The 14,659-nt window shown below is 47.2% G+C and carries 11 protein-coding genes; 5 read left to right on the forward strand and 6 right to left on the reverse strand.

Annotation, left to right across the window (positions count from 1 at the left end):
- Positions 1-367: 367 nt before the first annotated feature.
- The 5 genes from J7619_RS23190 to mutL form a co-directional block, all read right to left on the reverse strand.
- Positions 368-1,618 (reverse strand): IS4 family transposase, encoded by a 1,251-nt coding sequence (locus J7619_RS23190; protein WP_291204326.1) that lies wholly within the window; start codon positions 1,616-1,618, stop codon positions 368-370.
- Between the two features lie 181 nt (positions 1,619-1,799).
- The gene (gene dxs, locus J7619_RS23195) at positions 1,800-3,743 is read right to left on the reverse strand and encodes a 1-deoxy-D-xylulose-5-phosphate synthase (RefSeq protein ID WP_291204329.1); all 1,944 of its coding nucleotides are present in this window, start codon (positions 3,741-3,743) and stop codon (positions 1,800-1,802) included.
- An 86-nt stretch (positions 3,744-3,829) separates the two neighbouring features.
- Positions 3,830-4,744 carry a rhomboid family intramembrane serine protease gene (locus J7619_RS23200; RefSeq protein ID WP_291204332.1) on the reverse strand — a complete coding sequence of 305 codons (915 nt, stop codon included), beginning with the start codon at positions 4,742-4,744 and terminating at the stop codon, positions 3,830-3,832.
- Positions 4,745-4,753: 9 nt separating this feature from the next.
- The gene (locus J7619_RS23205; RefSeq protein WP_291204335.1) at positions 4,754-5,539 is read right to left on the reverse strand and encodes a rhomboid family intramembrane serine protease; all 786 of its coding nucleotides are present in this window, start codon (positions 5,537-5,539) and stop codon (positions 4,754-4,756) included.
- Positions 5,540-5,598: 59 nt separating this feature from the next.
- Positions 5,599-7,485, reverse strand: coding sequence for a DNA mismatch repair endonuclease MutL (mutL, locus tag J7619_RS23210; protein WP_291204338.1), 1,887 nt, complete (start codon positions 7,483-7,485; stop codon positions 5,599-5,601).
- A 243-nt stretch (positions 7,486-7,728) separates the two neighbouring features.
- Here mutL and J7619_RS23215 point away from each other — a divergent pair, with 243 nt between their 5' ends.
- The gene (locus J7619_RS23215) at positions 7,729-7,893 is read left to right on the forward strand and encodes a hypothetical protein (protein ID WP_176885078.1); all 165 of its coding nucleotides are present in this window, start codon (positions 7,729-7,731) and stop codon (positions 7,891-7,893) included.
- Positions 7,894-7,988: 95 nt separating this feature from the next.
- Here J7619_RS23215 and nagB read toward each other — a convergent pair whose 3' ends face one another.
- Positions 7,989-9,929, reverse strand: coding sequence for a glucosamine-6-phosphate deaminase (nagB, locus tag J7619_RS23220; RefSeq protein ID WP_291205389.1), 1,941 nt, complete (start codon positions 9,927-9,929; stop codon positions 7,989-7,991).
- Between the two features lie 353 nt (positions 9,930-10,282).
- Here nagB and glyA point away from each other — a divergent pair, with 353 nt between their 5' ends.
- The 4 genes from glyA to J7619_RS23240 all read left to right on the forward strand — a co-directional run bounded on the left by glyA (position 10,283) and on the right by J7619_RS23240 (position 14,655).
- Positions 10,283-11,584: a serine hydroxymethyltransferase gene (gene glyA, locus J7619_RS23225; RefSeq protein WP_291204346.1), complete on the forward strand. Its 1,302-nt coding sequence runs from the start codon at positions 10,283-10,285 to the stop codon at positions 11,582-11,584.
- 235 nt (positions 11,585-11,819) lie between these two features.
- On the forward strand, positions 11,820-12,521 hold the full coding sequence (locus J7619_RS23230) for a tol-pal system YbgF family protein (RefSeq protein WP_291204349.1): 702 nt from the start codon (positions 11,820-11,822) through the stop codon (positions 12,519-12,521).
- A 119-nt stretch (positions 12,522-12,640) separates the two neighbouring features.
- A complete protein-coding gene (ribH, locus tag J7619_RS23235) occupies positions 12,641-13,138 on the forward strand; it encodes a 6,7-dimethyl-8-ribityllumazine synthase (RefSeq protein ID WP_291204352.1) in 498 nt (165 codons plus the stop codon).
- 158 nt (positions 13,139-13,296) lie between these two features.
- Positions 13,297-14,655 carry an aspartate kinase gene (locus J7619_RS23240; protein ID WP_291204355.1) on the forward strand — a complete coding sequence of 453 codons (1,359 nt, stop codon included), beginning with the start codon at positions 13,297-13,299 and terminating at the stop codon, positions 14,653-14,655.
- Positions 14,656-14,659: the final 4 nt, after the last annotated feature.

Below are 14,659 nucleotides of genomic sequence, written 5' to 3' on the forward strand. Positions count from 1 at the left end.
GTTCAAACCTGGTAAAGTAGGTAGCCGCCACAATTATTAAAAGCAAAAGCATCTCATTAGGAGATGCTTTTTTGCGTTTACAGGGGCTGTATTAACTTTGGTATGCCGATCTAGTGGAATCATCACTTCTTGAAAGTGCCAGAAATTTTAAAAGTGATCAGATAGAGCCGAATTCTTAAACATTAGTGCTGGCTGTTTGAAGTCGGTGGGCACTGATATATCCAGAAATACCCTTTTTATTTGTTTTGAGCACATATTGGTGATCCGGAGATATCAGAAGTCAATTCGGAAAATGGCACTTCTTAAATCGAAGTTTTGATTAAGCCTCCAAAATTCCTGAAAAGAAAAAAGCCGATCTCCCGACCAGTCATGGTCGGAAGAAATTCCGGCCATTTTTTATGTCTTGAAAAACAGGTCTGGATTTCCGCCGCAATGGACCACGATCATGGCAATAGCCAGGTCCCTTACCTCCATTGAGAATCTTCGTTTCGCGGTTTTGTAGCCTATGCTGTTGGCCTTTTTGTACATCAGAATCATCATGGCCGTGATTAAAGTCATGTATAGCATGAGCTGTATGCGGTTCTTGTTTAAGGAAACCAAGTGGCTTACATTCAATTCCTGTTTTTAGGAAGCGGAAGAATATTTCTATATCCCAACGTCGCCTATATGCATGAGCGATTTCTTTTGCACTACACTCAAAGTCATTGGTCAGAAACCAGAATGTCTTGCCTGTCCCGGCTTTGCTTTCAACTATCACCAGGCGGAAATGGCCCTCAGATAGTACTTCCCTGCTATGCTTGTTACCCCGTTTGTTGTGGATAGTCAAGCCTGTGTACAATTGAATTTTACAATCCTTGACAAGGGTAGATTCCCCTAAATCCAAATCCTGGTTTGCACCTATAAACGATTCGAGTTCCACGAACTTGCGGTTCTCCTTGGCTCGTGCAATAAAGGTTACCTTTTGATCATTGAAGGCCTTCATTGCGCGGGTAGATTGCAACCCTCTGTCCATTACATAAATGTTGCGATGTCCATCGTCCTTTTTGACATGCCCCATAATTGCTTCTGGCAAGGCTATGTCTTCACTGGCATAACCGGCGGCGGTGAAGACATCAGAATGACATGGAAGCATACCATCGAAGGCAATGCTATACTTTACTGCCTTCTTACCACTTTTATTATCAATCCCTTCCAATAGTTTGCCTACCGTTTCACTGACCATTGAACTGTCAACACGGATCAAGTTATATTTTTCCTTCTCAGCAGAAGAATACAACTCTGAGAACTGATCGTAAATACATTCATATAGTTGTCTGAAATAATCGGGCTCCATTTTCGAGAGCCTATCCGAAATAGAACTCCTGCGTACGGTTTCGCCTTCATCCAGATTAAAGAGCACCTTGAAAACCGGGTCATTGAAGCTGTCTTCCAGCGTTCGCTGGCTAAGTCTGTCATTCTCTAAAATGCCATACATTAACAGATAAAACATCTTTTTACCATGCAGGACTTTGGTGTAATGATCGACTTTGGTGGCGGCTGAGAGATGGGCGATAAGGGCTTCGGGAATGAAACCTAAAAGATGATTTATGTTAATCTTGTGATCCTTAAAAACTGGCATATCTAACTGATTATCAACTACTGAAGATAATCAATCTATCTCGCAAAATCAACATAAAAACCTAAAAACCAACTAATTAATCAATAAAAAATCACCCCTAAAAACAGAAAAAGTCGGAAGAAAAATCTTCCGACCATGACTGATCTCCCGACCGGCTTTTCAGTAAAAAAATTTCTTATTGCTAGTGCAAAACAGAAGCGACTTTAGACTGACGGTGCACGAATTCGATCGAAGCGGCAATGATACCCGCAGTATCTATGCCGCATTCCTGATACAATTCAGCAGGCTCACCGTGCTCAACGATTGCGTCAGGTATTCCAAGGCGTTTTACCTGACTGGTATACCCATTGTCAATCATGAATTCCAGCACAGCACTGCCAAATCCGCCTTGTAAGCAGCCATCTTCCAATGTCATGACTCTGTCATAGGACGAGAAGATTTCGTGCAGCATAGCCTCGTCCAATGGCTTTGCAAAACGCATATCGAAAAGACCGGCGTGAATGCCTTGCGTTTCCAGCTCATCACATGCCTTCAACGCAAAGTTGCCTAGTGGTCCAAATGAAAGTATTGCGAGGTCGGAGCCTTCTTTGATTTTCCTTCCCTTGCCAATCCGTATTTCTTCGAATGGTGTTTTCCAATCCGGCATTACTCCGTTGCCTCTTGGGTAGCGGATCGTAAATGCATTTTTACCGGATTGAAATGATTCGAGCTGCGCGGTGTACATCATATTGCGCAGTTCCTGCTCGTTCATGGGCGACGCCACCACCATATTGGGGATACAACGCATAAAAGCGATGTCATACACGCCGTGGTGCGTAGGACCGTCCGCTCCTACCAGTCCCGCCCTGTCCAAACAGAAGACCACCGGTAGCTCCTGTATACATACATCGTGCACGACCTGGTCGTACGCGCGCTGCATGAATGTGGAGTAAATATTGCAGTATACCACATCGCCACGTGTTGCCATACCGGCGGAGAACGTGACGGCATGTTGTTCTGCAATCCCTACATCGAATGCCCTGTCAGGAATGGCTTCCATCATGATGTTCAAAGAAGAACCGGAAGGCATTGCAGGAGTGATACCAACGATTTTAGGATTTTGCTTCGCCAGCTCCACAATGGTATGGCCGAATACATCCTGGTATTTAGGCGCCTGCGGCGTATTGTAAACCTTTTTCTGAATCTCGCCCGTGATCTTGTCGAAGACGCCGGGAGCGTGCCATTTCGTCTGGTCTTTTTCCGCTGGGCCGTAGCCTTTTCCTTTTACGGTAAGGCAATGCAAAAGCTTAGGGCCGGGAATGTTTTTAAGATCTTTGAGTACTTCGGTCAGATGGCTGATGTCATTTCCATCAATAGGGCCAAAATAGCGTAATCCCAGCGACTCGAACAGATTGCTCTGGCGCAGGATTGCTGTTTTCATCGCAGTCTCGACCTTGGAGACAATTTCCTGAGCGCTTTTGCCGAAGTTGCTCATTTTACCGAGCAGATTCCATACCTCGTCTTTGAACTTGTTGTAAGTCTGCGAAGTGGTAATGTCGGTCAGGTATTCTTTCAGCGCACCGACGTTCGGGTCGATGGCCATACAGTTGTCATTGAGGATAATCAGCAGGTTGGAATCCGTAGCGCCTGCGTGGTTCATGCCCTCGAAGGCCAAACCGGCAGTCATGGCACCGTCGCCGATGATGGCAATGTGCTGGCGTTCGAAATTCTTCTCCAATGCAGATGCTACTGCCATTCCCAGCGCAGAAGAAATGGATGTCGACGAGTGGCCTACTCCAAATGCATCATAAATGCTTTCTTTTCTCTTGGGAAAACCGGATAGTCCGCCATAGACCCGGTTAGAATGAAATTCATCACGACGGCCGGTGAGTATCTTATGTCCGTAAGCCTGGTGGCCCACGTCCCAAACGAGTTGGTCGTCGGGCGTATTGAATACGTAATGCAGTGCCACGCTCAACTCCACAACCCCCAGGCTGGCGCCGAAGTGCCCGCCGTAAACCGACACATTATCGATGATAAATTGCCTTAACTCGTTGCAAACCTGCGGAAGCTGAGAACTGTCCAGTTTTCGGAGATCTTCGGGAGAATTAATTGTTGCTAATAATTTTCCTGGCGTTATAAGCATACCGTAGGGCTGTTGAATCAAATTTACTAGCTGTCCGCTTTATTAAATAGTCACAAAATTAAGCAAATACGCATTAAGTATGACTATTATTTTTGCTGGCTTGCCTTGAACAACTTCTGCTTCTCCTCGCGCGTCAGGCTTTCATAACCCGATTTCGAGATCTTGTCCAGGATCGAATCAATCTCCATCTGATCGGGCATTTCGATGGTGCCGGATGATGATGACGAATATACACTCGTACTGCGGTACACCTGCCGTTCGCGATAGGTTACCTGCATGGATGGACGTTTCCGGAAAATACGTGACCATATCGACAATAGCCCGTAAACAGGCTTGCCCAAATCTGTCCCGTTTTGCAGCAGTTTGATGAATATATAACCCGTCAATGCGCCACCCAAATGCGCCAGGTTACCGCCTGCATTCGGTCCGACCGTCTGTGCGAGGGACAAAATGATGTAAAACAATGCGATAAACTTGATCCGGACGGGGCCGAGAAAGATCAGGTTGAAAGTATAATTTGGTAACAGCGTAGACGCTCCTACCGCCACGGAAAATGCCGCTGCCGAAGCGCCAAGCATTCTGGAACCTTCGATGTGCGCCTGAAAATAAGGTAGCAGGTTATATAACACAATATAAATCAATCCGCCGGCGATGCCGCCCAGCATATACAGCGCCACGACTCTCTTTGCGCCCAGGTATTCATCCACCAGTTTCCCGAACCAGTAGAGAAAGAGCATGTTAAAGAGAATATGAAAAATATCATCGTGTGTGAAGAAGTACGTGACCAGCGTCCAGGGCTTGTATATAAATTCATCCGTTGCGGCCGGAAGTTGCAACATATTGATTACCAGTGCGTATACGTTCGAAGATTGAGAGAGGGTTAGCACAATCTTCATGAGCAGCAGAACGAGAAATACTGCCGTGTTTATCAGAATAATCTTTACAAGCGCATTCTCGGATTTCGCGAATTCCCTTTTAACGTCGTCAACAATATTGCTCATCTTCTTCTTCTAATAGAAATTTGACTTTTGCGTACCCCAGTAACGCAACAATATATATGCAAATAGCATTCCTCCAATGTGTGCGAAGTGGGCAACATTATCGGACTGAGCATTTTGTATTCCCGAATACAATTCAAAAAGCCCATAAAAAGCAACGAAATACTTTGCTTTTATAGGGAACGGTACGAACAGGAGAAAAAGCTCCGTATTCGGAAACAACAAACCAAACGCCATCAGGATTCCGAAAATTGCTCCCGAAGCGCCAACCATCGGTATGTTGATCGTAGCCTCGTAAACGTCCCGTACATCCCTAATACTCTGTTGAATATACATGGAATTCGTCGGATTAACTTCAAAATCATTCACAAATTGGAGTCTGGCCTCATAATATGCTTCGGCATGCTTGCTCAGGAAGTCGGCGAAGCCGTCAGGTGTAGGATTTTGGGTATATAAGTCAACAGCCTGTGCCAAATGCCAGTTTTCATACAGGCCGATTCCTGAGAACAGAAGCCCGGCACCGATTCCCGTTACGAAGTAGAATATCAAAAATCTTTTCGCTCCCCAGATCCTTTCCAGCAATGGCCCGAACATAATCAGACCAAACATGTTACTGAAAATGTGGCCGATGGTGCCATGCAGGAACATGTAAGAAACAAACTGGAAAATATGGAAATTCGGAGACACGACCGGCCTGAGCGCAAACAGGCCGCTAAGGTTGAGAATAGAAGAATCTATAAAATAAAATAGAATATTCAGGATGAGTAGATTCCTTACCGTGGGGGTTATGGCTAACATATTTAGTTCAAAGTCAAATATTTATCTTAAATAAACTGCGTACTCCCGGTTTTTGTTTCTCAATTCCGGAATATGTTTGCCAGCTTATCCATTGTCAAGAGAACGATAATGGGCTCACCGCCGGGCGTTCTGTTCGGATCCGACGATGAAAATAGCTGGTTCATCAATGTGTGTATTTCCATGTGCGAGAGCTTCACGGCATAACGCACTGAAAAACGCTTAGCCAAAGACCTTGAAAGGCTTTCCGGCTTATTCAGTTTAAGGTCGGAATAACTCTGTTTAAGTTGCTCGATCAGTTCTTCGAACAAATCCTGTTCGCTTTCCTCCGGTAAATCGGCCGGAATACCGCGAATGATCAGTTCGTTCGATCCAAACTCATCAAATTCAAATCCCAGGCTCCTGATCTCCTTTTTCGTCTCGTGTACAAGCTGCATATCCGAATGCGTAAGCCGGATAGTTTTGGGAAAAAGCAGCTGCTGGCACGCACCATTGCGGTTAATGAGCATCTTACGATACCGTTCGTAGAGAATGCGTTCGTAAGCGGCCTTCTGGTCGATGAGCATGATCCCATCCTTTACCTGCGATAAAATGTAGCGGTTATGGAGCTGAAATAACAGCGCATCGGCTTCCGGCGCGGCAACTACCTCGGACGCCATCCTGTTCACTTTGCTTGCCACGGTTTTGGCCTGTTCCTGGTACACTGGCCTGGAAGGCGTGGTGGTACCCATTTCGAATGCGGCCAGCTCGCGGTGCCGGTCTTCAGTATTTTGCAAACCCTCGAAAAGCTTACTCCAGTTGGTCAGGTTTGATTTGGAAGCATTGCTCTCGCTCTTGCGCGGCTGCGCAGCCCAGTCGGGCATCACCGTGCGCGGGATCAGGTTGTTATTGGGTTCGCTGGGGCTAGGATTGAGAAAATTGATATTTTCTTCGAAATCGATGGACTGCGAGAGGTTGTAGACACCTACCGCCTTCTTCACGGCCGCCATGATGATCGCGTACACCGAACGTTCGTCGTCGAATTTGATCTCCGTTTTAGTCGGGTGAATATTGATATCGATATGTGACGGGTCGATTTCAATAAACAAAACATAAAACGGATGGCTCCCCTCGGGAATGGTACCGTCGAAAGCGCTGATTACCGCGTGGTGCATGTAATTATGCTTGATGAAGCGGTCGTTCACAAAAAAGAACTGCTCCCCACGCGTTTTACGGGCAAATTCGGGCTTGCCGATGTAGCCCCGCACATTGATGTACGAGGTGTCCTCCTGGCAATAAGCCAGCTGCTCGCGGTAACTTTTGCCGTAAATATCGATGATCCTTCTCACCAGCTTCACCGGTTGAAGGTTGAATACCTCCGTATCGTTGTGATGGAGCGTGAAGCCCACTTCAGGATGTGCCAATGCGACCCGCTGGAATTCGTCGAGTACATGCCGCATTTCCACGGAGTTCGATTTCAGAAAGTTCCGGCGGGCCGGTACATTGAAAAACAGATTGCGAATCGAAAAGTTGGTCCCTTTCGGGCAAGCCACTGCCTCCTGCGTTTTGATTTCCGAGCCGTCGATTCGAATCAATGTGCCGAGTTCGTCCGATTCCTGGCGCGTCCGCATTTCCACCTGAGCCACCGCCGCGATCGACGCCAGTGCCTCACCGCGGAAACCCATCGTCTTGATCCTGAACAGATCTTCCGATTGCCGGATTTTCGAAGTAGCATGTCTTTCGAAACACATGCGTGCATCTGTTTCCGACATTCCGGTGCCATTGTCGATGACCTGAATGAGCGTCCGGCCGGCTTCGCGGAGTATCACCTGCACCTGGGTAGCCTTCGCATCAATCGCATTTTCCATTAGCTCCTTTACCACCGAAGCCGGTCGCTGAACGACTTCTCCCGCGGCAATCTGGTTGGCTATGGAATCGGGTAATAGTTGAATGATGTCGGATGAAGGCATGTCGGAAGTGGCAGTTAACTTTACTATAACAAATAAACAAAAATTTTTTTTACTGCCCGGTGAATATCGGCGGGTAACAAATCGGGTGATTTTGCTTTATCAAGAATCCCGATTGAAATAATTACATTAATAATTCAAATTTTACAGAAAACGGGAGCGTTAGTACCGTAAAAAGTTGTTGAGTATTAATTAATTGTATAACTTGGGATACTAAACCGATGTTATTTAGCACCTGATCCTGTTATGAAAACGCCAATTATCAAGAGATTTAACTTTACCATGGCATTGCAATGGCTGATCTTCCTCCCGGTCATTCTGCCTCTTTGTATCATTTTCGGTGCCGTACAAGGCGTCATGAATATGGTTGAAAAAATGGCGCACAGGATGTGGGTCGATATGGAGTTGTAGCGCTTGAATGCCGATTGATTGATCAGCGTATCAGGTAGATATAAAATGAAAAGAGCCCGGAATTTTTCCGGGCTCTTTTCATTTACAGTTATTGCTTAGAACTTCCAGCGTACGAATGCTTCCATCGCTTCGTATTCGGCAAGGCCGAGTGAATCGTAGAGCTGCGCGGTTCCGCGGTTGCGCTCTTCGGCACGTTGCCAGAACTCGCGGGAGTCTTCGCCCTGAAATACCACACCGTCTTTCTGCGACTGGTGCTTGAAGATTCCCTGGCGTTTTTTCAGCACCTGGTCGGGGCTCATCGGCACAGCCATTTCGATTTCATAAATATCCCACTCAGCCCATGCGCCACGGTACAACCATACCCAGCAGTCTTTCATGAAATTCTTATGTTTCGAACGCTGCAATGCGGCCTCGATCGCGTCCCAGCACACTTTGTGCGTTCCGTGCGGATCGGCAAAGTCGCCGGCTGCATAAATCTGATGCGGCTTGATCTCTTCGATCAGGTTTTCGATGATCTTGATATCTTCTTCACCGATAGGCTTTTTCTGAACAGTACCCGTTTCGTAGAAAGGCATGTCGAGGAAGTGCGCCTGGCTGGTAGGAATACCTACGAAACGACAGGTAGCCTTAGCCTCACCACGGCGGATCAGCCCTTTTACTTTACGAACCTCGGGGCTGTCGATCTCGCTGTTTTTGGTGTGTCTCAAAAATTCTTTCGCATCCAGGAACAGTTTGTTCGCATCCGGGCTGTCGATATCGAATCCATTGTTGAAGTCGACTACGAAATCGATGAAACGCAATGCTTCATCATCGGCTACCGCGATGTTTCCGGAAGTCTGGTATGCAACGTGTACTTCGTGGCCCTGGTCAACGAGGCGTTGGAAAGTACCACCCATTGAAATAATATCGTCGTCCGGGTGCGGGCTGAAAATCAGCACGCGTTTTTTCGCAGGCTGAGCGCGTTCCGGGCGGTGCGTATCGTCCGCATTAGGCTTACCACCCGGCCAGCCGGTAATGGTATGTTGCAACTGGTTGAAAACATTGATATTGATCTCGTAGCAAGCACCATATTGTGCCAGCAAGTCGCTCATACCATTGTCGTTGTAATCTTTGTCGGTCAGTTTCAGGATTGGTTTTTTCAAGGTTTGCGACAAATGGGTTACCGCTTTCTTGATCATTTTATTATCCCAGACCACTGAATCAACCGCCCAAGGTGTTTTAATGCGGGTCAGCTCGGAAGCTGCGCTCTCGTCCACGACGAAAGTCACATCGGTGTGTGCTTGCAGGTAAGAAGCAGGGTTAAGCTCGGTCACCGGGCCTTCCACAGCGCTCTTGATCACAGAAGCCTTTCTTTCACCCCAAGCCAGCAATACCACGCGGCGTGCATTCAAAATAGGTGCAACACCCAATGTGATCGCTTTACGCGGTACATTATGCAGTCCACCGAACTCCATGCTCGCAGCGGCGCGCGTAGAGTGGTCGAGTGTAATGAGGCGTGTATGAGAGTTGATCAATGAACCCGGTTCGTTGAAACCGATGTGGCCGTTACCCCCGATACCCAGCAACTGGAAATCCAGTCCGCCTACCGCATTGATTTTATTCTCGTAAGACATGCAGTAGTCACGCAGCAAAGCAGCGGGTACCGTTCCGTCCGGCAGGAAATAGTTTTCTTTTGGAATGTCGACATGATCGAACAGCTGCTCTTTCATGAACCGGTGGTAGCTGTAAATGGAATCCGGCTCCATTTGGTAGTACTCGTCCAGATTGAAAGAAATCACATTCTTGAAGCTCAAACCTTCTTCACGGTGCATGCGCACGAGGATCGCGTAAACGGTCTTCGGCGAAGAACCGGTTGCAAGTCCTAAAACACAAGGTTTACCTTCCTTTTGTTTCTGACGGATGAGGTCCGAGATCTCTTTTGCAACTGCATAGGACGCTTCTTTGGAATCGGCAAAAATCTGCGTCGGGATTTTTTCATAGGTGATGGGCTGACCTATGGTGCCGGTAGTGCCTTTTCCATTGCTGGAAGCTTGCATCAGGATTGTTTGTGGACTTACCGTTTGTTGGCTCATAACTAAATGTTAAATTATGTAAGAGTTTCGTGAATAGACTTCGGATTAAACTGCAAGTTACTCATGTGTTCGATCACGCACGAACGATTTGACCACAAAAGTACAACGGAAAACAATTATTCTTAAAATAATTTAAGAAATAACTTACACTTAAAATTACGCTTGCCGCATCACTACGGACTATTTGGCCCCGTTCGGCTTCTCGGGCGGTTCGCACTTTAAATATAAAGTAAGTGTTAGTATTTTATTCCAAAATAATTGCTTGTATTTTTGCGGCTTATTCCACGAGTATCACACCATTTTTTCTGACAAATCCCATGTCTACACTCACCAGCGTTGAACGTGACACCACCATTTTTGATCTGATCAACAGAGAAAAACATCGCCAGGAGTCTGGTATCGAACTGATCGCTTCTGAAAACTTCACATCACGCCAGGTGATGGAGGCGTCAGGCAGTGTGTTGACCAACAAATATGCAGAAGGTCTTCCGGGCAAACGCTACTATGGCGGTTGCGAAATCGTTGATGAAATCGAGCAGATCGCGATCGACCGTTTGAAAGAACTTTTCGGTGCTACCTGGGCTAACGTACAACCCCATTCGGGAGCACAAGCCAATACGGCTGTTTTCCTTGCCTGTTTGAACCCCGGCGACAAAATCATGGGCTTCAATCTCGCACACGGAGGCCACCTTACCCACGGTTCGCCAGTGAACATTTCGGGTAAGTATTTCCAGCCTGTATTTTATGGTGTAGAAGCGGAAACTGGTCTGATCGACTGGGATAAAGTAGAGGAAACTGCTTTGAAAGAGCGTCCGAAGCTTTTGATCTGCGGTGCATCGGCATATAGCCGCGACTGGGATTACGAGCGTCTTCGCGCCGTAGCCGACAAAATCGGTGCCTTGCTGATGGCCGATATTTCCCACCCGGCCGGTTTGATCGCGAAAGGACTTTTGAAAGATCCGTTCGATCACTGCCACATCGTTACTACTACCACGCACAAAACATTGCGCGGCCCACGCGGCGGTGTGATCATGATGCGCAACGATTTCGAAAACCCATTCGGTATCAAAACCCCGAAAGGTCAGCTGCGCACCATGTCGTCGCTTCTGGATTCGGGTGTATTCCCGGGTACACAAGGCGGGCCGTTGGAGCATATTATCGCTGCCAAAGCCGTTGCATTCGGTGAAGCGCTGAGCGAAGGATATTACAACTACGCAACTCAGGTTGCGAAAAATGCCCAGGCAATGGCCAAAGCATTCGTTGACAAAGGTTACCGTATCATCTCAGGCGGTACCGACAACCACCTGATGCTAATCGACCTGCGCACTAAAAATGGCGTGGAATCAGGCCTGACTGGTAAATTGGCCGAAAATACATTGATCAAAGCGGATATCACTATCAACAAAAACATGGTGCCGTTCGACGACAAATCGCCGATGGTAACCTCAGGTATGCGCGTAGGAACGGCTGCGATGACCACCCGCGGATTGGTGGAGGCAGATATGGAGCGTATCGTTGACCTGGTTGACACCGTTCTGGTCAACAACGACAACGACGCGAAAATCGCCGCTGTGAAAACAGAAGTTAACGAATGGATGAAACAATATCCATTGTACTAATATTATATAGTATACGAAATGCTGCGCGGCGACCCTGGTTGCCGCGCAGTTTTTGTTTCCGGGCGAGGGTAATGGGCTGGGGCACAAATCAAATGAGCCCGGGTGCATTTGTCACCGCAAGCCATTCGTTCATTAATGGTGTGCCGGAAATAGATAACACAAAGAATTGTGTCCTAACTTGTTTTGACTTAATAAGTTTTTCATAACTTTGCACTCCAAAATCGAATTAATTGATATGAGCAAGAAAAATCCGGGAGAACCCGGGATTGAAATCATCGAATCTCCGGAGGCATTAGCGGGTCAGATCAATAAAGCTGAGGTTTTTTTCTTAAAAAACCGTAAGGTTGTTTTGGGTATCGGAGGAGCGATTGTAGTTGCTATTGCAGCGTTCGCTGGTTATCGCGCTTACATTGGTACGCAGGAAGGAACAGCGCAAAATGCCCTTGCCAGTGTCGTTTACGATTTTGAAGCGGATTCATTGCAAAAAGCATTGAACGGAGCCGGTGGTAACGAAGGCCTTTTGTCTATCGCGGACAATTATAAAGGAACCGACGCTAGCAACCTCGCAAGCTTCTACGCTGGTGTGGCTTTGCTGAAACAAGGCAAATACGATGAGGCTATCAGCCGTCTTCAATCATTCAGCTCTTCCGATCTGTTGATCCACGCACGTGCGCAGTCATTGATCGGTGACGCTTATCTCGAAAAAAATCAGGCTGCCGAAGCCATCTCATACTATCAAAAAGCTGCTGATTATGAGAAGAACGAGTATTTTACACCTGTTTATCTGATGAAACTCGCTCTCGCTCAGGAGAAGGCTAACCAGCCTGCCGATGCGGTTGCTACGTATAAACGTGTTGTTGACGAGTTCCCACTTTCCTCGGAAGTAGTGAACGCGAAGAAATATATGGGATTATTAGAGGGACAGGTCGGCAAATAATGGTTAACCCATTCTGTTTCTGAAAAAGGATAAAGCCGGCCACGGTTTTATCCTTTTTTTATTCATTTAATCCGAAATCTTAAATATATAGCTGTTTTCATAAAACCCCTTGAAAATCAATGTCAAGTGCAGATAAGAATCTAAGCGTGTTTACAACGGAAGGACTTCCGGATATTAGTAACAAAAAATTTGCGATCGTGGTGGCCGAATGGAACAGCGAGGTAACCGAGAAACTGTTCGAAGGCGCGTATCAAACCCTCGTTACCTACGGGGCGGTGCCGGCGAATGTCGTCAGAGGTAATGTGCCGGGAAGCTTTGAGCTCACGATGGGTTCGCAATGGTTCGCCCAACGCGCCGATATCGACGCGGTGATCGCATTGGGCGTCGTGATCCAGGGCGAAACCAAACACAACGATTACATCAACCACGCGGTGGCACAAGGCGTTACCAATGTGAGCCTCAAATACGACAAACCAGTAATCTTCGGCGTACTGACCCCGAATAATATGGAGCAGGCACTGGAGCGTGCGGGCGGGGTGCACGGTAACAAGGGCGACGAGGCGGCTATTACGGCGATCAAGATGATCGGGCTCAAAAGTTTAATTTTGAATGATTGAATGACTGAATGATTGAATAGGACGTGTTACTGTTTAGCGGCAGAATTCACGACTTAATTTATTGCTTAAAAAATATTCAATCATTCAATCATTCAATCATTCAATCATTCGGTCATTACCCATTCAATCATTCAAAATTCAATCATTCAAAACTAGTTATGCAAGTCTGGAAATTTGGCGGCACTTCGGTAGGGAAGCCTGAGCGTATGCACTCAATCCGCGAACTCCTCAACAATGATCCTAATCGTAAAATTGTGGTATTGTCGGCATTGTCCGGTTCTACCAATGCGCTGATCGCTATCGGAGAAGCGGCCAAATCGTATGACGATGCCAAGGCAGCTGCACTGATTGAAGAGCTGAAAAATCACTACGACCTGTTTATTAAAGAGTTGTATTCAACGCCGGAAGGCCTCGCGGCTGGTCAGCAGATCGTGGATTCGGAGTTTGGATTTATCAAATCCGTGGTAAGCGTGAAACCGCTCACCATCAAGCAGGAGAAAGAACTCGTTGCGGAAGGTGAAATATTGAGTACCAAGATGTTCCAGGCTTACCTCGAAGAAAAAGGGGAGAGCTCCGTATTGCTGCCTGCATTGGATTTCATGCGCATCGACGCCGACGGCGAGCCTGAACTGGCGACGATCGAGGAGAAATTGGTGACGATTTTGAACCAATATACCGACAAGCAGACGATCGTAACCCAAGGCTTCATTTGCCGCAACCCGCGCGAAGAAGTGGATAACCTGAAAAGAGGTGGTTCGGACTACACTGCTTCGTTGATCGGCGGTGCGATTCGCGCGGACGAGATCCAGATCTGGACCGACATCGACGGCATGCATAACAACGACCCGCGCATTGTGAAGCGTACCTTCCCGATCCGCGAGCTGACGTTCGAAGAGGCGGCTGAACTGGCGTACTTCGGGGCGAAAATTTTGCATCCGAGCACCATTACCCCTGCCAAATTGCGCGGTGTACCGGTTCGTTTGAAAAACACGATGCAGCCCGAAGCACCTGGCACGCTCATCGCAACCCAGACTTCCGACCGCGATATCAAAGCCATTGCGGCGAAAGACAATATCACGGCGATTTACATTCACTCGACCCGTATGCTGAATGCTTACGGCTTCCTGCGCAGGGTGTTTGAGATCTTCGAAAAATATAAAACACCGGTGGATATGATCACAACTTCCGAAGTATCGGTGTCGGTAACGATCGATAACTCCGAAAACCTGGAACAGATCAGCGCCGAATTGCGCGAATTCGCTGATTTGGAGGAGCATGACCGCGATCAGAACATCATTTGTATCGTTGGGAATTTCAGCGCCGACAAAGAAGGTATCGCCCTGAAAGTGCTTGACGCGATGAAAAATATTCCAATACGAATGATTTCGTACGGAGCGTCGGAGCACAATCTTTCCCTGTTGATCCACTCAAAATACAAAGCGGAAGCATTGAACGTCCTCAACGAACGTCTGTTCTTTTATGAAGACGCGATGAAGGATATTTTCACTGCTCCCTGATCTC

The organism is Dyadobacter sp., assembly GCF_017744695.1.
Classification (GTDB): Bacteria; Bacteroidota; Bacteroidia; order Cytophagales; family Spirosomataceae; genus Dyadobacter.